General features: G+C 68.2%; 19 protein-coding genes. 6 read left to right on the top strand and 13 right to left on the bottom strand.

What is annotated here, in order from left to right; translation table 11 throughout:
• Nucleotides 1-5 precede the first annotated feature (5 nt).
• The 6 genes from ASE28_RS12810 to ASE28_RS12785 are packed head-to-tail and all read right to left on the bottom strand — an operon-like array spanning nt 6 to nt 6,650.
• Entirely contained in the window at nt 6-1,805 is a 1,800-nt protein-coding gene (locus ASE28_RS12810) for a long-chain fatty acid--CoA ligase (RefSeq protein WP_200963940.1), read from the bottom strand.
• On the bottom strand, nt 1,802-2,623 hold the full coding sequence (locus ASE28_RS12805) for an ABC transporter ATP-binding protein (protein ID WP_057267292.1): 822 nt from the start codon (nt 2,621-2,623) through the stop codon (nt 1,802-1,804). The genes ASE28_RS12810 and ASE28_RS12805 overlap by 4 nt, the downstream gene beginning before the upstream one ends.
• Nucleotides 2,624-2,634: 11 nt before the next feature.
• On the bottom strand, nt 2,635-3,825 hold the full coding sequence (locus tag ASE28_RS12800) for an ABC transporter substrate-binding protein (protein WP_057267291.1): 1,191 nt from the start codon (nt 3,823-3,825) through the stop codon (nt 2,635-2,637).
• 43 nt (nt 3,826-3,868) lie between these two features.
• Nucleotides 3,869-4,906: a branched-chain amino acid ABC transporter permease gene (locus tag ASE28_RS12795; protein ID WP_057266859.1), complete on the bottom strand. Its 1,038-nt coding sequence runs from the start codon at nt 4,904-4,906 to the stop codon at nt 3,869-3,871.
• Nucleotides 4,906-5,787 (bottom strand): branched-chain amino acid ABC transporter permease, encoded by an 882-nt coding sequence (locus tag ASE28_RS12790; protein ID WP_057266858.1) that lies wholly within the window; start codon nt 5,785-5,787, stop codon nt 4,906-4,908. The genes ASE28_RS12795 and ASE28_RS12790 overlap by 1 nt, the downstream gene beginning before the upstream one ends.
• Nucleotides 5,784-6,650 carry an ABC transporter ATP-binding protein gene (locus ASE28_RS12785; protein WP_057266857.1) on the bottom strand — a complete coding sequence of 289 codons (867 nt, stop codon included), beginning with the start codon at nt 6,648-6,650 and terminating at the stop codon, nt 5,784-5,786. The genes ASE28_RS12790 and ASE28_RS12785 overlap by 4 nt, the downstream gene beginning before the upstream one ends.
• A 150-nt stretch (nt 6,651-6,800) precedes the next feature.
• On the opposite strand from ASE28_RS12785, the gene ASE28_RS12780 reads away from it, so the two are divergent.
• Nucleotides 6,801-7,541 carry a TetR/AcrR family transcriptional regulator gene (locus ASE28_RS12780; protein WP_057266856.1) on the top strand — a complete coding sequence of 247 codons (741 nt, stop codon included), beginning with the start codon at nt 6,801-6,803 and terminating at the stop codon, nt 7,539-7,541.
• On the opposite strand, the gene cueR is transcribed toward ASE28_RS12780, so the two are convergent.
• The 3 genes from cueR to ASE28_RS12765 form a co-directional block, all read right to left on the bottom strand.
• On the bottom strand, nt 7,538-7,999 hold the full coding sequence (gene cueR / locus ASE28_RS12775; RefSeq protein WP_057266855.1) for a Cu(I)-responsive transcriptional regulator: 462 nt from the start codon (nt 7,997-7,999) through the stop codon (nt 7,538-7,540). The two genes, ASE28_RS12780 and cueR, sit on opposite strands and share 4 nt — an antisense overlap.
• Nucleotides 7,996-8,214, bottom strand: a complete 219-nt coding sequence (locus ASE28_RS12770; protein ID WP_057200418.1) for a heavy-metal-associated domain-containing protein — start codon at nt 8,212-8,214, stop codon at nt 7,996-7,998. The genes cueR and ASE28_RS12770 overlap by 4 nt, the downstream gene beginning before the upstream one ends.
• A 107-nt stretch (nt 8,215-8,321) precedes the next feature.
• A complete protein-coding gene (locus ASE28_RS12765) occupies nt 8,322-9,410 on the bottom strand; it encodes a flavodoxin family protein (RefSeq protein ID WP_057266854.1) in 1,089 nt (362 codons plus the stop codon).
• A gap of 109 nt (nt 9,411-9,519) precedes the next feature.
• On the opposite strand from ASE28_RS12765, the gene ASE28_RS12760 reads away from it, so the two are divergent.
• The 3 genes from ASE28_RS12760 to ASE28_RS12750 all read left to right on the top strand — a co-directional run bounded on the left by ASE28_RS12760 (nt 9,520) and on the right by ASE28_RS12750 (nt 14,309).
• Nucleotides 9,520-11,757: a cation-translocating P-type ATPase gene (locus ASE28_RS12760; protein WP_057266853.1), complete on the top strand. Its 2,238-nt coding sequence runs from the start codon at nt 9,520-9,522 to the stop codon at nt 11,755-11,757.
• 149 nt (nt 11,758-11,906) lie between these two features.
• Nucleotides 11,907-13,580, top strand: coding sequence for a methyl-accepting chemotaxis protein (locus ASE28_RS12755; RefSeq protein WP_057200415.1), 1,674 nt, complete (start codon nt 11,907-11,909; stop codon nt 13,578-13,580).
• A 150-nt stretch (nt 13,581-13,730) separates the two neighbouring features.
• Nucleotides 13,731-14,309 carry a hemerythrin domain-containing protein gene (locus ASE28_RS12750; RefSeq protein ID WP_057266852.1) on the top strand — a complete coding sequence of 193 codons (579 nt, stop codon included), beginning with the start codon at nt 13,731-13,733 and terminating at the stop codon, nt 14,307-14,309.
• A gap of 145 nt (nt 14,310-14,454) precedes the next feature.
• On the opposite strand, the gene ASE28_RS12745 is transcribed toward ASE28_RS12750, so the two are convergent.
• On the bottom strand, nt 14,455-15,585 hold the full coding sequence (locus tag ASE28_RS12745) for an alkene reductase (protein ID WP_057266851.1): 1,131 nt from the start codon (nt 15,583-15,585) through the stop codon (nt 14,455-14,457).
• A gap of 194 nt (nt 15,586-15,779) precedes the next feature.
• Between ASE28_RS12745 and ASE28_RS12740 the strand changes: the two genes are divergently transcribed.
• Nucleotides 15,780-17,000 carry a YbfB/YjiJ family MFS transporter gene (locus ASE28_RS12740; protein WP_057267290.1) on the top strand — a complete coding sequence of 407 codons (1,221 nt, stop codon included), beginning with the start codon at nt 15,780-15,782 and terminating at the stop codon, nt 16,998-17,000.
• 28 nt (nt 17,001-17,028) lie between these two features.
• Here the strand turns inward: ASE28_RS12740 and gstA are convergent, their stop codons facing one another.
• Both gstA and ASE28_RS12730 read right to left on the bottom strand, forming a co-directional pair.
• The gene (gene gstA, locus ASE28_RS12735) at nt 17,029-17,637 is read right to left on the bottom strand and encodes a glutathione transferase GstA (protein WP_057200413.1); all 609 of its coding nucleotides are present in this window, start codon (nt 17,635-17,637) and stop codon (nt 17,029-17,031) included.
• 107 nt (nt 17,638-17,744) lie between these two features.
• Nucleotides 17,745-18,515 carry a class II aldolase/adducin family protein gene (locus tag ASE28_RS12730; protein WP_057200412.1) on the bottom strand — a complete coding sequence of 257 codons (771 nt, stop codon included), beginning with the start codon at nt 18,513-18,515 and terminating at the stop codon, nt 17,745-17,747.
• A 236-nt stretch (nt 18,516-18,751) separates the two neighbouring features.
• On the opposite strand from ASE28_RS12730, the gene ASE28_RS12725 reads away from it, so the two are divergent.
• Nucleotides 18,752-19,621: an ABC transporter substrate-binding protein gene (locus tag ASE28_RS12725; RefSeq protein ID WP_057266850.1), complete on the top strand. Its 870-nt coding sequence runs from the start codon at nt 18,752-18,754 to the stop codon at nt 19,619-19,621.
• 60 nt (nt 19,622-19,681) lie between these two features.
• On the opposite strand, the gene ASE28_RS12720 is transcribed toward ASE28_RS12725, so the two are convergent.
• Entirely contained in the window at nt 19,682-20,824 is a 1,143-nt protein-coding gene (locus ASE28_RS12720; RefSeq protein ID WP_057266849.1) for a GlxA family transcriptional regulator, read from the bottom strand.
• Between the last annotated feature and the right edge of the window lie 58 nt (nt 20,825-20,882).

Here is a 20,882-nt window from a genome sequence, read left to right as displayed (position 1 = left end):
GTTCCTCAGCGGTACAGCGCCTCGATCTCGGCAGCGTAGGTCTTGTAGATGCTGGAGCGGCGCACCTTCATGGTGGCGGTGACCTCGCCGTCGTCGTGGTCCAGCTCCTTGGTGAGAAGGTGGAACTGGCGGATCTGCGAGACCTGGGCCAGGCGCTCGTTGCCGCGGCGGATCTCGGTGTCGATGAGTTCGCGCACCTCGGGTGCCTCGACCAGCGAACGGAAATGCGTGAACGCCAGGCGCCGGGCCTCGGCCCACTTGCCCACGGTCTCGTAGTCGATCATCACCAGCGCGCCGACGAACTTGCGTCCCTCGGCGACGATGATGCATTCCTTGATGAAGGGGCTGCCCTTCATGGTGTTCTCGATCTCCGAGGGCGTGAGGTTCTTGCCGCCGGCCGTGATCATGATGTCCTTGAGCCGGTCCACGATCTTCAGTTGGCCCTGCTCTTCGCGCACCACGTCGCCGGTGTGCAGCCAGCCGTCGATGATGCTGGTGGCCGTGGCCTCGGGGTTCTTGTAGTAGCCCGCGAACACCATGTTGCCGCGCAGCTGCAGCTCGCCATTCTGTGCAATGCGGTGCTCCACGCCCAGCGTGGGCACGCCCACGGTGCCGACCACCACCTGGTCCAGCCGGTGGCCCGTGACCATGCCGGTGGATTCGGTCAGGCCATAGACCTCCACCAGCGGCAGGCCTAGCACGCGAAAGAAGCGCACCACGTCGGGGGGGATGGGCGCGGCCCCGGTGAGCGCCACGCGCGCATCGCGCAGGCCGATGAAGTTCTGCAGCGCGCGGAACACCAGCCAGTAGCTGGCGGCGAAGGCCAGGCGCTCGCCCAGGCTCCAGGCGCTGCGTGGCTTCTCGGCCAGGGGCTGGCAGGCGGCCATGGCGCGGTGGAACAGCCGGCGGCGCAGGCCCCCGGTCTCCTGCAGCTTGATGTGGATGGCGGCGTGCATCTTCTCCCAGATGCGCGGCACGCCGAGGAACATGGTGGGCGCCACCTCGCGCAGGTCTTCCTGCACAGTGCGGATGGACTCGCCGAAGTTCACCTGTGAGCCGATGTACACCGGCACGAAGCTGGTGAGCATCTGCTCGGCCACGTGGCACAGCGGCAGGTAGGACAGGTGGGTGGTGGCCGCGTCGAGCTGCAGCCGGTCGACGATGCCGGGCACCACGCCGCGGATGTTGCGGTAGCTGATCATCGCGCCCTTGGGCTTGCCGGTGGAGCCCGAGGTGTAGATCATCAGGCCCACGTCGTCGAGCGTCTGGCGCGCGAGTGCCTCGTCCACCAGCGCCTGCGATCCCGATGCGGCGCCCAGCGCCTCGACCTCGGTGAAGGTGGCGATCAGCGCGCGCACCTCGGGCGCGAAGCTGCGCAGGCCCTTGGTCTCCATGACGATGATCTTTTTGAGGCGCGGCAACTCGGGCAGCGCCGCGAGCAGCTTGTCGGTCTGCTCCTGGTCCTCGCAGACCATGATCTCGATGTCGGCATGGCCGACCACATAGGCCACCTCGTTGGTGGGGCTGGTGGGGTAGACGCCCACGGTGACCGCACCGACCAGGCCGGCGCCCATCTGCGCCAGGACCCACTCCGTGCGGTTCTCCGAGATCACGCCCACATGGCCGCCGGCCGGCAGCCCGAGCGCGCGCAACCCCAGGCCGAAGTGGCTGGCCCGCTCGTGGTAGCTGGCCCAGGTGAAGGGCTTCCAGATGCCGAAGTCCTTTTGCCGGATGGCCACGCGGCCGGGCTCGGTGCGCGCGCGCTCGCGCAGCATCTGGGGCAGGGTGAGTTCGGGGAGGGTCATGACAGCCATCTTTTGCGGCGCTTGTAGTGCTTGATGTCCTTGAAGCTTTTCGCTTCGCCACCGCCGCCCATGCCGAGGTAGAACTCGCGCACGTCGGGGTCGCTGGCCAGGCGCTCGGCCGTGCCGTCGATCACGATCTTGCCGTTCTCCATGATGTAGCCCTGGTGGGCGACGGCCAGCGCCACGGTGGCGTTCTGTTCGACCAGCAGCATGGAGGTGCCGCGCTCGGCGTTGATGCGCGCGATGATGGTGAAGATGTCTTCCACGAGCTTGGGGGACAGGCCCAGCGAGGGCTCGTCGAGAAGGATCAGCTGGGGCTGGGCGATCAGCGCGCGGCCGATGGCCAGCATCTGCTGCTCGCCGCCCGAGAGGTAGCCGGCCAGGCCCTTGCGGCGCTCGTGCAGGCGCGGGAAGTAGCTGTAGACGCTGTCGAAATCGGGCTTTGCATCCTTGCGGCCCGTGAGTGCATAGGTGGCGGCTACGAGGTTCTCCTCCACCGTGAGGTCCTCGAACACGCGGCGGCCTTCCATCACGTGCGACAGGCCGTTGCGCACCAACTGCTGAGGTGCGAGCGCCGCAGTGGGCTGGCCGTTGAAGCGGATGCTGCCGCCCTGCACTTCACCATCCTCCAGCGCCAGCAGGCCCGACACCGCCTTGAGCGTGGTGGACTTGCCCGCCCCGTTGCTGCCCAGCAGCGCCACGATCTGCCCGCGCGGCACGGACAGCGACAGGCCGCGCAGGGCCTGCACCACCTTGTTGTAGATGACCTCGATGTTGTTGACTTCGAGGACGTGGTCCGGCGTGGCGTGCGGGGTCATGGCGGGCAAGGTCAGAGCTTGATCCAGTCAGAGGCGGCGACCATCTTCTGGGCCTTCATGTCCGCGCGGTACACGCGGCCCACAGGGATGGAGTTGCCGCTGATGGTGATCGGCACGCCGATCAGGCCGCCGGTGTCGAAGTCCTTGATGCTGTTGAGCGCGGCCTTGAGGTTCTTGCCATTGAGCGGCTTGCCGGCATCCAGGCAGCGCTTGGCCGATTCGGTGAACAGCATGGCGGCGAGAAAGCCCTGGATGTAGGCCGTGCTCTGGTACTCGGGGCGCAGCGCGCGGATCTTCTCCAGCATGGGCGCCTTCTCGGTATCGTAGTAGTAGCGGTAGGGCATCACGCCCATGAAGCCGTCGGCGGCCTCGCCCATCTTCATCACGGTGGAGCTGTCCATGGTCCAGAAGGTGCCCATCCACTTGCTGGTCATGCCCTGCTGCTTGCCCTGGGTGATGAACTCGGGGATGGGGGCCAGGATGTAGCCGTGGAAGATGGTGTAGTCGGGCGCTGCGCGGCGCAGCTTGATGACCTCGCCGGAGACGTCCACGCTGCCGGCGGGCGTCATGATCTTGACGGGCACGGACAAGCCGAGTGCCTTGGCAGCGGCTTCGCTCTTGTCGATGGGGTCGCGGCCGAATTCGGAGTCGGAGTACACGAAGGCCACCTTGGCACCGGGCTTTTCCTTGGCGATGTGCTTGAGCAGGATGCCGAACATCTCGGTGTAGTCAGGGCCGACGAGGAACTGGTTGGGGTACTTGGCCGGGTCGTTGAGTTCGGACGCGAAGGAGGCGCCGGCCATCAGTGTGCTGCCCGCGCGGTCGAGCTCGGGGTTGATGGTCTTGGCAAAGCCGGTGGAGTCGCCGTAGTAGAGATTCACCTTGTTCTGGCTGGTGATCTTCTTGTAGGCCGCCACCGAGACGTCGACCTTGTAGCCTGTGTCCTCGGGCACGTACTTGAGCTTGCGGCCCTTGATGCCGCCCGCGTCGTTGACCATCTTCACGTAGTCGCCGATGCCGGCATTGATGCCCACGCCCGCGAACGCGAACACGCCCGTGAGCGGGATGGAGCCGCCGATCACGATGTCTTCGCCGCTGGCCTGTGCGGTGGCGGTGAGCGGTGCGGCCAGCGTGGCGCCTGCGGCGAGCAGCAGGGTGCGGCGGCGCTGGGATGCGAGGGATGTGGTGGTGGTCGTGGGCATGGTGCTTGTCTCCTTCATGGTTTTATAGGCTGCAGCGGCTCTCTCAATTGCGGAACGGCCACAGATGGAAAAAGCGGCGAATGCGCCGCCACACTTCTGCGAGCCCCTGCGGCTCGAACACCAGAAATCCGATGATCAGCAGGCCGAAGATCACGGTGCGCACGGGCGACAGGAACACCGTGAGCTCGTTGCCGCCCGGCAGCAAATCAACCACCAGCTTGAGCAGCTCGGGCACCATGGTCATGAACACCGCGCCCAGGATGCCGCCCAGGATGGAGCCCATGCCGCCGACGATGATGGCCGCCAGGAAGAAAATGGACATGAGCAGCGGAAAGCTCTCGGGCGTGACCACGCGAAAGAAGTACGCCCACAGCCCGCCGGCCACGCCCGCGTAGAACGAGGACAGGCCGAACGACAGCAGCTTGTAGTGCAAGAGCGGTATGCCCAGCACCTCGGCCGAGATGTCGCGGTCGCGGATGGCGATGAAGGCGCGGCCCACGCGCGTGCGAAACAGGTTGGCCGCGCCCAGCAGCATGAGCACGGTGACCGGCACGATCACCCAGTACAGGCGGAACGAGGTATCGAGCGGCAGGCCGAAGAGTTTGGCCGGCGGCACGCTCAGGCCGCCGGTGCCGCCCGTGAACTTCCAGTTGGCGAAGATGAAGTGCGCGATGAACGATGCGGCGATGGTGGCGATGGCCAGGTACAGGCCCTTGACGCGCAGCGAGGGAATGCCCACGATGATGCCGCCCAGCATGGCCACGAAGCCGCCAGCCAGCAGGTTCAGGAGGAAGGGCGTGCCCGCGCGTGTCTCCAGAACGGCCACGGTGTAGGCCCCCAGGCCCATGAAGGCGGCCTGCCCCAGGCTCACCAGCCCCGTGTAGCCCGTGAGGATGTTCAGCCCCGTGGCGCTGGCGACGTTGATGCTGACCAGGCAGGCCAGGTAGAGCCAGTAGTCGCTGGCCATGAAGGGGAACAGCAGCAGCAGCGCGGCGGCCACGGCGAGCCAGACCTTCTGCGTGCGCGAGTCGAACAGCGCTGCGTCTGCAACGTAGGATTCCTTGAGGGTACCGATGCGCATCAGAGTCTCTCTATCTCGTGCGTGCCGAACAGTCCATAGGGCCGCACCAGCAGCACGGCCACGAGCACGATGAAGGTGGCCAGGAGCTTGTATTCGCCGCCCAGGTAGGCGCCGGCCAGGGCCTCGATGAGGCCGATGAGCACGCCGCCGATGAGGGCGCCGAGCGCGCTGTCGAGCCCGCCGACGATGACCACCACCAGCACCGACAGGCCGAACACGCCCATGCTCGACGAGATGCCGCCGATGGAGCCGACGATGATCCCGGAGACTGCGGCGATCATGGCCGAGACCACCCAGGCCAGCGAGAACACGCGCGGCACGTTGATGCCCACCGAGTAGGCGGCGGCCTGGTCGCTGGCCGTGGCGCGCAGGGCCACGCCGCCGCGCCAGAAGCGGAACACCAGCAGCACGGCCGCGATGAAGGCCACCGCGATCACCGCGCCCCAGAACACCTTGGGCGCGAGGAAGGCCTCGCCGATCATGATGGGCTTGGTCGGCATGAACTCGGGCAGGCGGCGCTGGTCGGCCGTCCAGATCATCTCCACCAGGCCCACGAGCACCGAAGCCAGGCCCACGGTGACCATGAACACGGAGATCGGCGGCTCGCCCAGCAGCGGGCGGATCATGGTGCGCTCGATCACCGCGCCCAAGAGGCCCGAGCCGAGCACCGCTGCAGGAATGGCCAGCCACAGCGGCAGCGCGAAGGTGGCGGCGAAGGTGAAGAACAGGTAGGCGCCGACCATGAGCATCTCGCCGATGGCGATGTTGACCACGCGCGTGGCCTTGTAGACCATCACGAAGGCCAGTGCCGCCAGCGCGTACAGGCCACCGCCGGAGATGCCGGTGAGGCTGATTTCGAACAGGTAGGCCCAGTCCATCATGCGACTCCCTGCAGCGGCGTCGCGGCCCCAGCATGCAGCCGGGCACGCAGGTCGCCCACGTCGCCCGAGCCCAGGTAGGCGCGGATGACCTCGGGGTTGGCCTGCACTTCGGCCGGCGTGCCTTGGGCGATGACCTGCCCGAAGTTGAGCACCACCACGTGGTCCGACAGGTCCATGACCATGCCCATGTCGTGCTCGACCATGAGCACGGTGACGCCCCATTCGGCGCGCACGTCGAGGATGAAGCGCGCCATGTCCTCGGTCTCCTCGCGGTTCATGCCGGCCACGGGCTCGTCGAGCATCAGGATCTCGGGCTGCATGGCCAGGGCGCGGGCCATCTCCACGCGCTTTTGCAGGCCGTAGGGCAGGGCCGATACGGGGGCGTGGCGGATGTGGTCGATCTCCAGGAAGTCGATGATGCGCTCCTCGATGTCGGCACGCAGCGCGGCCTCTTCACGGCGCGCGCGGCCCACGTAGAACAGCGCGTCGAGCACGTTGGTCTTGAGGTGCGCGTGGCGCCCGAGCTTGATGTTGTCGAGCACCGTCATGCCGCGAAACAGCGCGATGTTCTGGAAGCTGCGCCCCAGGCCCAGCCGGGCACGCTGCGGGGCCGGCACCCGCGTGATGTCCTGGCCCTTGAAGCGAATGGCGCCGCTGCCCGGGCGGTAGAAGCCCGAGATGGTGTTGAACAGCGAGGTCTTGCCCGCACCGTTGGGCCCGATGACGGCAGTGATGGAGCCGGCCTGCACGCCAAAGCCCACGCCGGTGAGCGCCTTGACCCCGCCAAAGGCCAGCGTGACGCCATCGACCTGCAGCAGGGGTGGCGCGCTGGCGGGGGGAATGCCGGGTGGGTGTGTCTCCATTGGCTTTCTAATGCGGGTTTGTGCTGACCAGAAAATGCCTGCAGGCCTGCAGAAATTTCCTACTTGTGCGTAAACTGTTTACTCACGAGTAGATTCTGGAAGGCCCTGCGCCAAACCAGCATCCGTACTTTCCCGAGGAACCAGCCTGCCATGCCCAGCCCCACCGTGTCGCCCCCCCGCAGTGCCGAGCGCCCGCCTGCGTCGCCCTGGGCGCCCGCGTCTCACCGCGAACAGCAGCGCGAGGCCAAGCGCAATGCCGTGCTGCAGGCCGCCGCGCAGCTGTTCAACGAACGCGGCTTTCATGCCACCTCGCTCGACGACATCGCCGCGCGGCTGAACGTCACCAAGCCCACGCTGTACTACTACGTGAAGAACAAGGACGAGATCCTGCTGCAGTGCGTGAGCAAGGGCCTGCAGATGATGCTCGAGGGCATCGATGCCTCGCGCGCGGCTGGCGGCAAGGCCGTCGACCAGCTCATGACCTGCATGCAGGTCTATGCGCGCATCGTCACAGAGGATTTCGGCAAGTGCCTGATCCGTGTGGGCGACGAGCAGCTGCCGCCCGAGAGCCGCGCCGAACTACGCCGCCACAAATCCGCCATCGACCGGGAGTTCCGACGCCTGGTGGCCGAGGGCGTGCAGGAGGGCTCGCTGGAGCCGTGCGATCCGAAGATGACGGCCTTCGTGATCGCCGGGGCGCTGAGCTGGATCGGCCGCTGGTACCAGCCCGGCGGCGAGTACACGGCCGAGCAGGTGGCCGAGCAGTGCATAGCGACGCTGTGCCAGGGGGTGTTGCGGCGCGCCGATGGCGCGGTGGTGGCCAAGGCGCCTGCCAAGCGGGTGCGCAAGGTGGCACCGGCTGCAGCAGCGGCACCGCGCAAGCGCGCCTAGTGCCTGGGGGGAGCTGGCTCCCCCGCCAGGTCATCCAGGATCGGGCAGTCCGGCCGCTCATCCCCATGGCAGCACGACACCAGCGTTTGCAGGCTGCGCTGCATGGCCTGCATGGCGGCGATGCGCTCGTTCAGGTCCTCGATGTGGGCCTGGGCGATGCGCTTGACCTGACTGCTGGCGCGGCTGCGGTCCTGCCACAGGGCGAGCAGGCCGGCGATCTCTTCCATCGAAAAGCCCAGGTCGCGTGCGCGGCGGATGAAGCGCAGGCCATGGACGTCGGCTGCGGTGTACTGGCGGTAGCCGCTGTCGGTGCGCGCCACGCCGGCCACCAGGCCCAGGGACTCGTAGTGGCGCACCATGCGTGCCGAGACACCGGCACGGCGCGCGGCCTCGCCGATGGACACGGGCCAGGCGAGCGCGCGGGGCGCGCCGCCGGCTGGCTGCACGGCGGCCTTCATGGCGCGACGCTGTAGCCTTCTTCGGCGATGGCTGCGGCCAGCGCTTCGCGCGCGGCGCTGCTGTGCTCGACATGCACATTGCCGCTGGCGCGGTCGATGCGCACGTTGGCGGCCGGGTCCACACCCTGCACGGCCTGGGTCACGGCGCGCTCGCAGTGGCCGCAGGTCATGCCCTGGACCTGGAAGTCATGGCTGGTGGTTGTGGATGGCTGCATGTGAAGACTCCTTGCTGGTTGGCTGATTGCATTGAACAGCCTGGAGCGTAAACCTTCACATGGTGGCAAGGTCAAGGCCTTGCTGCAAGACCTTGGGGAGGGGCGGCTTACTTCGGTCGGGCGCGGCGCACGCCGGCATCGGGGCGCGAGAGGGTGCCCGCGCGCAGTTCGCCCACCGCCACCGCCAGGGCCTGGGCGGCGCCGCGGATCTCGGCCTGCATGGCGGCATCCCGGTCCAGCACCTCGTGGCTTTGGGCGTAGCTTTCGTAGTAGCCGATGTAGCGGTCCAGGCGCGCGGCGGGGCCGGCGTCGATGAAGCCCATCCAGTCGAGCCAGTCCGACAGGCCGCGGCGCGTCATCTCGATGCCGGCCACGTCGCCATGCACGGCCAGGGCGTAGGCGCGGCCTTCGAGGTGCTTGGGGTAGCCCCAGCCGGCCAGCTCCAGCGCCTTGGCCTCGGCGGATTTCTTGCCGTGGGTGCTGGTCGGGTCGGGGTTGCCGCCGTCGGCACAGACCAGGCGGTCGATCATGAGCTTGAGCGGGCTGGGCGACTGGTACCAGTACACGGGGGTGATGATCATCACGCCGTGCGCAGCGGTCCAGCGCTCGTAGATCTCGTTCATCCAGTCGCCGGTCTGGCGCATGGCGTGGTTGGGGTAGCAGCTGCACGGGAAATGGCACAGCGGCATGGCCGTGGAGACACAGCCCTTGCAGGGGTGGATGTGGCGCCCGTAGTCGGAGGTGACGCGGCTCAGGTCGAGCAGGTCGATCTCGATGTGCTCGGCCGCCAGCACGTCGCGCGCCATGTTGAGCATGCGCCAGCTCTTGGAGATCTCGCCGGGGCAGGTGCCGTCGTTGCGCGCGGAGCCGCAGACCAGCAGCACGCGCGAGGGGCTGGCCGGGTCGGCCCAGCGCGCACGCGCCGCGTCGATGCGCTCCTTGGCCTCCAGCCAGTCGACCGACAGGTCGTAGTCCGGGTCGGCATAGCCGGGGCCGGCCTTGCGCGTGCGCGGCGCCTTGCGGTTGTCGTCGTAGTTGCGCCAGGCGATGGCCTCGATGCGGTCCAGGGCGTCGCCGGCCTCATCCGCAAAGCGCGGGTCCTGGTAGTCGAGCAGGAAGCGTTCGCGGAATTCGGCGCGGTCCAGCGGCTTGGGGGCCTGGCCGGTGCGCGCCCGTGGTGGTGTAGGGCTTGTCATGCACAAAATTCGACCACCGCCGGCAATGCCACCGTATCGGACAAGGCGCCGACTTGATCTGCGGCAAGGGCTTGACCTTGACACCATGGCAAGCTGTAAGGTACCCCTCATGACCAACGACACCACCCCTGACCGGGCCCTTGAGGCCTTGCAACATTTCGACCTGGGCATCGGCGGCATGACCTGCGCCAGCTGCGTGGGCCGCGTGGAGCGTGCGCTGCGCAAGGTGCCGGGGGTGCAGGATGCCTCGGTCAACCTGGCCACGGAGTCCGCCCGCATCGGCGTGGCGGCGCCCGCCGGCAGCGATGCCGCTGCGCTGCAGGCGCAACTGCGCCGCGCCGTGCGCAATGCGGGCTACGAGCCGTTGGCGAAGGACCACGCCGATGCAGCCGAGGACCTGTCGCCCTGGGCCGGCTTTCTGCCGGTGGGCGTGGGCCTGGCGCTGTCGGCACCGCTGGTGCTGCCCATGGTGGCCGATCTCTTCGGCCAGGACTGGATGCTGCCCGCCTGGCTGCAGTTCGCACTGGCCACGCCGGTGCAGTTCATCCTGGGGGCGCGCTTCTACAAAGCGGGCTGGCATGCACTGAAGGTGCTGACGGGCAACATGGATCTGCTGGTGGCGCTGGGCACCAGCGCGGGCTGGGGCCTGTCGGTGTGGCTATGGCTTACTGCACATGCTGGCCATGCGCCGCACCTGTATTTCGAGGCCTCGGCCGTGGTGGTCACGCTGGTGCTGCTGGGCAAGTGGCTGGAGGCGCGCGCCAAGCGCCAGACCACCACCGCCATCCGCGCGCTGCACGCGCTGCGGCCCGACGTGGTGCACCTGCTGGGCAAGGGCGGCGAGGTGGATGTGCCCGTGGCCGAGGTGCTGGTGGGTGACCGCCTGGTGGTGCGCCCGGGCGAGCGCATCCCGGTGGACGGCACGGTACACGAAGGCCACACCCAGGTGGACGAATCCATGCTGACCGGTGAACCCCTGCCCGTGGCGCGCGACGTGGGCGCGCCGCTCACGGGTGGTTCGATCAATGGCGACGGGCGCATCGTGATGGCGGTGGCGGCCGTGGGCGCCGAGACGGTGCTGGCCCACATCATCCGCCTGGTGGAGGATGCGCAGGCCGCCAAGGCGCCGCTGCAGCGGCTGGTGGACAAGGTGTCGGCCGTGTTCGTGCCGGTGGTGCTGGCGATCGCGCTGGCCACCCTGCTGGGCTGGCTGTGGAGCGGTGCGGGCATGGAGGCAGCGCTGATCCACGCCGTGGCGGTGCTGGTGATCGCCTGCCCCTGTGCGCTGGGCCTGGCCACGCCGGCGGCCATCATGGCGGGCACGGGCGTGGCCGCCAAGCACGGCATTTTGATCAAGGATGCGCAGGCGCTGGAGCGTGCGCACCAGGTGGACACGGTGGCCTTCGACAAGACCGGCACGCTGACCGTGGGCCAGCCGCGGCTGACCGCCTTCGAGGTGGTGCCGGGCCTAGTCGAAGGCGCGGTGCTGGCGGCGGTCGCGGCGGTGCAGAGCGGCAGCGAGCACCCGCTGGCGCGCGCCGTGGTGCGCGCGGCGCAGGAGCGCCAGCTGGCCCTGCAGGCCCCAGATGCCGTGCGCGCCGTGCCGGGCCGTGGCACCGAAGGCGAAGTGCAGGGCGCCAGCTACCTCGTGGGCAGCCTGCGCTGGATGCAGGAGCTGGAGGTGGACCTGGGATCGCTGGCCGGCCGTGCCACCGATCTGCAGGCCGAGGGCGCTACCGTCTCTGCGGTGGCCGAGCGCACGGCCCAGGGCCTGGCCTTGCGCGCGCTGCTGGCCTTTGGCGACGAGCCCAAGCCGGGCGCGCGCGAGGCGCTGGCGGCCCTGAAGGCCCGGGGCATCCGCACGGTGATGGTGTCGGGCGACAACCGGGGCGCGGCCGAGGCCATGGGGCGCCGCCTGGGTCTCGACCCGGCGGCGGGCGAGGTCATGGCCGAGGTGCTGCCGGGTGACAAGGCCGTGCGGGTGGCCGCATTGCAACAGGGCGGCCATGTGGTGGCCATGGTGGGCGATGGCGTGAACGACGCGCCGGCCCTGGCCGCTGCCGACGTGGGCATGGCCATGGGCAATGGCACCGACGTGGCCATGCATGCGGCGGGCATCACGCTGATGCGCGGCGACCCCTTGCTGGTGGCGGCAGCGCTCGACATTTCGCACCGCACAGTGATGAAGATCCGCCAGAACCTGTTCTGGGCCTTTGCCTACAACGTGGCCGGCATCCCCTTGGCGGCGCTGGGTTACCTGAGCCCGGTGGTGGCCGGGGCCGCTATGGCGCTCAGCTCGGTGAGCGTGATGGCGAATGCCCTTTTGCTCAAGCGCTGGCGCATGTGATAAACACGTATGGCGCATGGTCACACTTGTCTGGCAAACTGCAACGTTTTGTTGCAGCCCGGCGGACACGGGGGTGGGGAAGGCCCTGCGTCGCAGACGCCTTCCTTGCAGTTCGGCACGGGCACACACATCCATAAGGACGACAGATCATGAATCTCTTCGCGCTCATGCGGCAGTTCACCATTCGATTCCGCATGCTCGGGGCCATTGCCGTGGTGCTGGGCCTGCTGGGCCTTCTCGGGGGTGCCGGCATGCTGGGCATGTTCCGCATCGCTGATCTCAGCGAGGACTTCATGGCCCACTCGTTCACTTCGGTGGGCTACATGGCCGAGTTGCGCGGCGAAATGGGCACCATCCGCCAGCTCGAGAAGGACATGATCATCGGTTACGAAAAGCCCGAGGTCGTGAAGGTGGCACAGGCCAAGTGGCTGGCCAGCCAGGAGAAGGCCAAGAAGATCGCCACCAAGTTCCTCGACGGCCCCGAGGACAGCGACAACCCCGTGGTGCGCGACATCATCAAGCGCCTGGACAGCTACCGCGAGCAGTTCGCCCATGTGGCGCGCCAGCTGGAGGCGGGTGGCTACGACACGGCCACCATCGCCAACCGCATGAGCGGCAAGGCCGTGTCCGAGTTCGACCAGGCCGACAAGCTCATGGTGCAGCTCGATGAGGTGCTGCGCGCCGATGTGGCCAAGGCGGTGGAGCAGCAGAGCAGCGTCACTGCGCAGACCAAGTTGCTGTTCGCGCTGGCCGTGCTGATCACGGTGGTGGTGGTGGTGCCGCTCACGCTGTTGAACATGCAGTCCATCTGCAACCCACTGGCCGAAGCCCGCCGCATGGCGCAGGCGATTGCCGGTGGCGACCTGTCGCAACCCATCAACCCGCAGGGCAAGGACGAGGTGGCCGATCTGCAGCGCGCGCTGCGCGACATGCAGCAGGGCCTGGGCGCGCTGGTGGCGCAGGTGCGCGACGCCAGCGGCAACATCGCCACGGCCAGCCAGGAGATCGCCACGGGCAACCAGGACCTGTCGCAGCGCACGGAGCAGACGGCCAGCAACGCGCAGGAGGCCGTGGCCTCGCTGTCGCAACTGACCTCCACCGTGCAGCAGACGGCATCGTCCTCGCAGATGGCCAATCAGCTGGCGGCATCGGCCTCCAACACCGCCACGCGCGGTGGTTCGGTGGTGCAGCAGGCCGTGGCCAGCATGCAGGAGATCTCGGCATCGAGCCGCAAGATCGGCGACATCATCGGCCTGATCGACTCCATCGCCTTCCAGACCAACATCCTGGCGCTGAATGCCGCCGTGGAAGCCGCCCGTGCGGGCGAGCAGGGCCGCGGCTTTGCCGTGGTGGCCAGCGAAGTGCGCAGCCTGGCCCAGCGCTCGGCCGCTGCGGCCAGCGACATCAAGGCGCTGATCAGCAACAGCGTGACCGCCGTGGACGGCGGCGTGCGCCATGTGGAAGACGCGGGCACGGCGATGAAGGAGATCGTGGCCAGCGTGCAGCGCGTGGGCGACATCATCGGCGAGATCACGGCGGCGGCCACCGAGCAATCGGCCGGCATCGGCCAGGTGAACCAGTCGGTGGGCGAGATCGACCGCATGACGCAGCAGAACGCGGCGCTGGTGGAAGAGTCCGCCGCCGCTGCCGAGTCGCTGCGCGAGCAGGCGGCGCGCCTGTCGGAAGTGGTGCAGCAGTTCCAGCTCGACGAGTCGATGGCCCACAGCGGCCATGGCGGCCACAGCGGCGGCCCCGTGGCCCAGCCCCAGCAGCATGCATCGCTGCGTGCGCCCACGGGCTCGCGCCAGTTGCTGGCTCGCTGACGCCACGCCGTCTTCGGCCCCAGGGCAAGGCCCCGCACGCTTCGGCGAGCGGGGCTTTTTTCATGGGGCGTTCATTGACCTGCGTCAGTTCGGCTTGGGCACAGGCATGGCACCCTTGGAATCTGTTCAATACCCTTTGGGAGCAAGGCCATGCCTCATGCCAGTGTGCGGACCATCCGCGACGAGCACGCTTCGCTGGCAGCGGTGCTGCGCTCGCTGCAGCTGATGCTGGAGCGGGGGCCGACCGATGCGCCGGCCGCGTTCTTCGACGTGATGCGCGCGATGCTTTTCTATATTGATGAATTCCCAGAGAGGCAGCACCACCCCAAGGAATCGCAGTGGCTGTTTCCGCGCGTGGCCGAGCGTGCGCCCGAGGCGGCTGCCGCCATCGCACAGCTCGAGCGCGAGCATGTGGGCGGAGAGGCCGCGGTGAGCGAACTGCAACACCTGCTGTTGGCCTGGGAACTGTTGGGTGACACGCGGCGCAGCGCGTTCGAAGAGGCTCTGCAGCGCTATGTGGCCTTCTACCTGGAGCACATGCGGATCGAAGAGACCGTGGTGCTTCCCGCAGCCCACGCGCACCTGGATGCGCAGGACTGGGCGGCCGTGGATGCGGCGTTTGCCAGCAACATCAATCCCCTGGCGCAGGGCCCGGTCCGCGACGGGGCCTATGACCGCTTGTTCACCCGCATCGTGATGCGGGCCCCCAGTCCGATAGGGCTGGGGTAGCCCCCCTGAGCCGCTTCGCGTCATCCCCCCAAAGGGGGGACGCCCCCGGTGCGGCGGGGCGGCCCTTGCACGGGGGCACTGGCGTGTACAGCGCGCATTGCATGCGCTGCTGAGGCAGGCACCGCCCGAGATCTGACAACGCTTGTTACGCTGCTGTCTCAGCGAGCGTCGGGTAGTCGGTATAGCCCTTCTCGCCGCCGCCGTAGAAGGTGCTCTGGTCCCAGGCGTTGAGCGGGGCCTTGGTGCGCAGGCGCTCGACCAGGTCGGGGTTGGCGATGTAGAGCTTGCCGAAGGCCACGATGTCGGCCGTGCCGTCGGCCACCACTTTCTCGGCCAGGCCGGCGTCGTAGGCGTTGTTGACCATCCAGGCACCCTTGCCGCCGGCTTCGCGGTAGGCCGTCTTGAGGGCGGCGTAGTCGAAGGGGCGGTCCGGCAGTTCGCGCGGGCCGCCGGTAGCGCCTTCGATCACGTGGATGTAGGCCAGGCGCAGCTGGGCGAGCTGGCGGATCACGTAGTCGAACAGGGGCTGCGGGTCTTCGTCCACGATATCGTTGGCCGGCGTGACGGGCGACAGGCGGATGCCGACCTTGCCGCCACCCACGGCATCCACGGCGGCGCGCGTGGCCTCGAGCAGCAGGCGGGCGCGGTTCTCGATGCTGCCGCCGTAGTCGTCGGTGCGCTGGTTGGCGCCGGTCTTGAGGAACTGATCGAGCAGGTAGCCGTTGGCGCCATGGATCTCCACGCCGTCGAAGCCGGCGGTCTCCACCGCGTTGCGGGCGGCGGCCGCGTAGCTGTGCACGATGCCGGGCAGCTCGGATGCGTCGAGCGCGCGCGGCTGCGAGGTGGGGGCGAAGCTGCCCTTGCCGGTGGCGCGGTCGATCAGGTAGGTCTTGGACTTGGCGATGAGGGCCGAGGGCGCCACGGGTGCGCCGCCATCGGGTTGCAGGTCGTTGTGCGAGATGCGGCCCACGTGCCACAGCTGGGTCACGATCTTGCCGCCGGCCTTGTGCACGGCGGTGGTGACCTTCTTCCAGGCATCGAGCTGCTCGGTGCCGTACAGGCCCGGCACGTCGGCATAGCCCTGGCCCTGGTGGCTGATGGCCGTGGCCTCGGTGATCAGCAGGCCGGCGCTGGCGCGCTGCGCGTAGTAGGTGGCCGTGATCTCGGCCGGCACGGCATTGGGTGCGCGGTTGCGCGTGAGCGGTGCCATGGCGATGCGGTTGGCCAGGTGGATGTCACCGACCTGGAGGGGATCGAAAAGAGAGGCTGTGGACATGGAGCGGAGCTTTCGTTCGTGCGGAGGTCGCAAGGACCGGAAATGACGGACAAGCGTATTCGCAATCGGCAAAGGCTGCAGTGGGCTGGCGCAACACAGGGCAAGGGATTTGTGTTACCGCAAGGCCTGGGAGGCTGCGCATGGAGAACAGCGGGCGACAGCACCGTGGACCCTTGCCCGGCACAATGGCCGCCATGAGCCATGACCCGCCCGCGCCTTCCTCCGCCCTGCTGCGCAATGGCCTGTGGCTGGCCGTGGCCCTGTCGATGGGGGCGGCTGTCTCGCTCGGTATCACGCGCTTTGCCTACGCGCTGCTGCTGCCGCCGATGCGCGAGGACCTCTCCTGGTCCTACACGCTGGCCGGGGCCATGAACACCGTGAATGCGCTGGGCTACCTGCTGGGCGCCCTGGCCACGCCGATGTTGCTGCGCCGCTTTTCGCCCGGCACCTTGCTTGTGGCGGGGTCGGTGCTGGCCACCGTGTTCATGGGGCTGTGCGGCTTTTTCGTGGATGCCGTGCCGCTGCTGGTGCAGCGCCTGCTGGCCGGGGTGGCGAGTGCGCTGGTCTTCGTCTGCGGCGGCCTGCTCGCGGCGCGGCTGGGCGCGCAGCAGCCCGGGCGCAGCGGCCTGCTGCTGGGCCTGTACTACGGCGGCACGGGCTGGGGCATCAGCCTGTCGGCGGTGCTGGTGCCGGCGGTGCTGGCCACTGCACCGGGCCCGCACCCCTGGGCCTGGGCGTGGTGGGCACTGGCCCTGGCCTGCGTGGCAGCCACGCTGGTGCTGCTGTGGCCGGCGCGGGCGCTGCAGGCCCTGGCCGCACCGGCCGCTGCCGCAGCTTCCTCGCAGCCGGCAACCGGTGGCATGCGCTGGGCGGCCTTTGCGCCGGCGCTGCTGGGCTATGGCCTGTTCGGTTTGGGCTATATCGGCTATATGACCTTCGTGGTGGCGCTGCTGCGTGAGCAGGGCGCCAGCGGCACGGCCGTGACCTGGTTCTATGCGCTGCTGGGGCTGGCGGTGGTGCTGTCCTCGCGCATCTGGGCGGGCCTCCTGGACCGCAGCCGGGGAGGGCAGGCGCTGGCCCTGCTCAACGGCCTGCTGGGCGTGGCCACGGTGCTGCCGGCGCTGACCTCGGCGTGGCCCGTGGTGCTGGCCTCGGGCCTGCTGTTCGGCGCGGTGTTCCTGTCGGTGGTGGCCTCCACCACGGCGCTGGTGCGGCACAACCTGCCGCAGGCGCTGTGGGCCAGCGGCATCAGCGCCTTCACCATCGTCTTCGCGGCCGGCCAGATCGTCGGGCCCACGGTGGTCGGCTGGATCGCCGATGGCCCCGGCGGGCTGGCGCGCGGGCTGGTGTTCTCGGCCTGCGCGCTGTGGATCGGCGCGGCCGTGGCGTCGCGGCAGAAACCGCTGGAGGCATGACGCGCCAGCGGCGGCCGCTCGGCGCTGCTTACTTGAGCAGGCCTTCGGCCTTCATGGCTTCCTGCACGGCAGGGCGGGCGGCCACGCGGTCGCGGTAGGCGGCCAGGTGGGTGAAGGCCGAGATGTCCACGTTGGTGGGCTTGGCCCAGTTGGTCACGGTGAACAGGTAGCCGTCGGCGACGGTGAACTGTTCGCCCATCAGGTACTGCTTGTCGGCCAGCTGGCCGTCCACCCACTGCAGGCGCTGCAGCAGCTTGTCGCGCGCGATGGTCTTGTATTCCTCGGGCGTGGCGGGGTTGAACAGGGGGCTGAAGCCCTTGTGGATCTCGGTGCCGATGAAGGTCAGCCATTCCTGCAGGCGGTAGCGCTGCAGCGAGCCGTTCTGGGGGGCCAGCATCTTCAGCGGCACCTGGTCGGCGATGTACTGCAGGATGGCCGGGCCTTCGCGCAGGCGCGTGCCGTCGTCCAGCTCCAGCAGGGGTACGTAGCCCAGCGGATTGATGGTGTAGTAGTCGGTGCCGTCCTGCAGCTTGTGGCTCTTGGTGCTGGCCAGCACGGGCGTGAACGCCAGGCCCGCTTCATGCAATGCGATGTGCGGAGACAGGGAGCAGGCGCCAGGAGAGTAGTAGAGTTTCATTGTGGGTCCTCTGGGTTGGATACGGCGGGAACCCCCGATCCTATGCGCTGCTCCCGCTTTTTGCATGACCCGGGCGGTAAAGCCGCCCGGATTGCCCGGGGCAAGTGTCAGCTGTCGTAACCAGGCGCGTCGCGCTGCGCCTTGCGCAACAGCGAGGGCCAGACAAAGGCACCGCCCAGGCCACCGGTCTGCACGCGCATGGCCTGGGCCACGCCACTCACGATCTGCGGGTCCACCGGGTTGAGCTCGCCGCCGGCCTGGGCGTCGATCTGGATGCGGCAGGTGTTCTCGAAGGTGTACATCGACAGGAAGGCGTCGGCAATCGACTTGCCCACCGTGAGCAGCCCGTGGTTGCGCAGCATGAGGAAGTTGGCCTCGCCCAGGTCGGCCTGCAGGCGCGGCTTTTCCTCGTCGCGAAAGGCCACGCCCTCGTAGCCGTGGTAGGCCAGCGAGGCGAGCACGAAGGTGCTCTGCTGGCTGATGGGCAGCACGCCGCATTTCTGCGCGCTCACCGCCACGCCCGCGCGGGTGTGGGTGTGCAGCACGCACTGGGCATCGTGCCGGGCCTCGTGCACGGCGCTGTGGATCACGAAGCCGGCCGGGTTCACGGGGAAGGGCGAGTCGTGCAGCTTGTTGCACTGCATGTCGACCTTGATCAGGCTCGATGCCGTGATCTCGTCGAACATCAGTCCGTAGGGGTTGATCAGGAACTGGTGCTCGGGGCCCGACACCGACTCGGGCAGCTTGGCGCTGATGTGGGTGAACACCAGGTCGCTCCAGCCGTACAGTGCCACCAGGCGGTAGCAGGCGGCCAGGTCGCAGCGCAGCTGCCATTCTTCGGGGCTGACGCTTTCTTGCAGGGAGGGGATGGCGATCATGGGGTGTGTCTCCTGGAGTTGTGGGTATCGGAAGGCCCACTGTAGGCCGCCTGCAGCCCTCGGACTGTCCGGCAGGCTACACAACGGAGCTGTTTCCTGGGGCATTCCCGCGATGTCGCGGGCATTCCATTTCGCCGTGCGCACCTCCAATCGCCACGCGGCAGGCGTCCCTACAGTCGGTTCACCCCATCGCCCGATGGGAGGGAACCACCACCGGACTTCTGGAGATCACCACCATGCCAACACTCAAAATCGCGAGGCTGCTGGCCTCGTTCGCGGCCGCCACCTGTCTGTCCGCCCTGGGGCTTTCGGCCCATGCCCTGGAGACCGTGGACAAGGGCGCCTTCACCATCGCCTTCTCGGGCGACATGCCGGGCACGGGCTACCAGGACGGCCGGATGGTGGGCTACGACGGCGAAATCCTGCAGCGCGTCGCCGAGGCGTTGCAGCTCAAGGTCAAGCCGGCGCTGATGGAGTGGTCGGGCACCATCGCCTCGGTGCAATCGAAGCGCGTGGACGTGATGGCCGGCACCATGGGCTGGACGGAACAGCGCTCGAAGATCATGGCGCTGAGCGACCCCATCCACTACTTCAAGAACGGCATCACGCAGTCCGACAAGACCGACTGGAGCAAGTTGAAGGACCTGGAGGGCAAGAAGGTCGGCACGATCACGGGCTTCTCGTTCATCCCCGAGCTGCGCAAGATCAGTGGCCTGCAGCTGGCGCTGTACGACACCTCGGACGCGGCCGTGCGCGACCTGCTGGCCGGGCGCATCGACGCGGTGATCGGCGACCCGCCGGTGATGCAGTACGCGATCTCGCAGAACCCGCAGTGGAAGATCAAGTTCAACGCCTTCAGCGATGCCTCGCCCGACTACCCGCTGCTCACCGGCCTGGGGCAGGTGGTATTCGGCCTGAACAAGGACAACCCCGAGCTTCTCAAGGCGGTCAACACCGAGATCGCCAAACTCTGGCAGACCTGCGAGCTGCGCAAGATCGGCAAGACCTACGGCCTGATGCAGGACGTCTGGTACATCCCGGTGGGCCAGAACGCCCGGGCCGGCGTGGACCGCCCGGCCGACTGGAAGCTGCCTTCCTGCAAGTGATTTGCTGACATCCTGGCGAGCCGCATGCATGCCCCTGGGCAGGCATGCGGCTTTCTTGCTTCAGGCCTCCACGGTGCCAGCCTGCAGCGCCTTGCGCATGCGCCCCGGCGGCATGCCGTACAGCTGCTGGAAGTGCCGGATGAAGTGCGAGGCATCGGAAAAGCCGCACTCGTAGGCGATGGTGATCACCGGCAGGTCGGTGCTGGTGAGCATCCAGCGCGCGTACTTGAGGCGCGCGTTGCGGTAGAACTCCGACGGCGTGGTGCGTGTCTCGGCCAGGAAGACGCGCTCGAGCTGGCGGCTGCTCGAATCCACCAGCCGCGCGATGACCGCGATCTCCAGCGGCGTGCCGATGTTCTTTTCCATCAGCACGATGGCTTGGCGCAGCTTGTCGTGGTCGGCCGTGCCGTAGCCCAGCGCATGGCGGCGCGCCACGTGGGTGCTGCTGGCGGCGGGGTTCACCGTCATCTGGTGGATGACCTTGGCCGCGCGGTCGGGCCCGCAATGCAGGCGCACCAGCTCGGCCGTGAGTTCCACGATGGAGATGCCGCCCGCGCAGCTGATGCGGTCGCCGTCGAACACGTAGTGGCAGTCCGTGCGGTAGTCCAGGGCCGGGAAGGCGGCCTTCCAGTCCTCCACATGGTAGGGGTGCACGCAGGCCTGGCGCCCGGCCATGAGCCCCGCGTGCGCCAGCGCGAAGGTGCCGGTGCAGATGCCGATCAGCGGCTTGCCCAGCGAGGCAGCGAAGTGCAGGAAGGCCTGGTAGCGCGGGCTCGCGGTGGGGATGGCGGGCAGCAGCCCGCCGATGACGGCGATGTAGTCGTAGTCGCATTCGGACGAGAGCGATTCCTGCACCGGCACGGCCACGCCGCAGCTGGCCTGCACCGATTGCCCCGGCACGCCGAGGATGGTCCACGAGCAGCGGATCTGCCGGCTCTGGTCGCCCACGTCGGCCGCGTGGCGCAGGCCATCGCACAGCCCGGCCAGCGACAGCAGCGGGAACTGCGGCCACAGCAGGATGCCCACGCGCAGCTCGGTGGCTGACGCGTGGGCGGGCCGCTTGCGCGTGGCGGCCGCCCGGGGTGAGGCGTCGAGCCGGCCGATCAGTGCACCAATGTCGCCTGCGTTCTGTGCACTGGCCTGGTGCGCGGCTGCACCAATCTCGTCAGAGAGGGCATCGGGGGGCACTTTGGGTGGGGGCATCGGGTTTTCCCTGCATGTCGCATACGTTCAATATAGCGGCGACCGCCTGCAATGAACA

Source organism: Acidovorax sp. Root219 (assembly GCF_001428665.1).
Taxonomy (GTDB): domain Bacteria; phylum Pseudomonadota; class Gammaproteobacteria; order Burkholderiales; family Burkholderiaceae_C; genus Acidovorax.
Note: the sequence above shows the minus strand (reverse complement) of the source record. Positions and strands in the feature narration are given on the sequence as shown.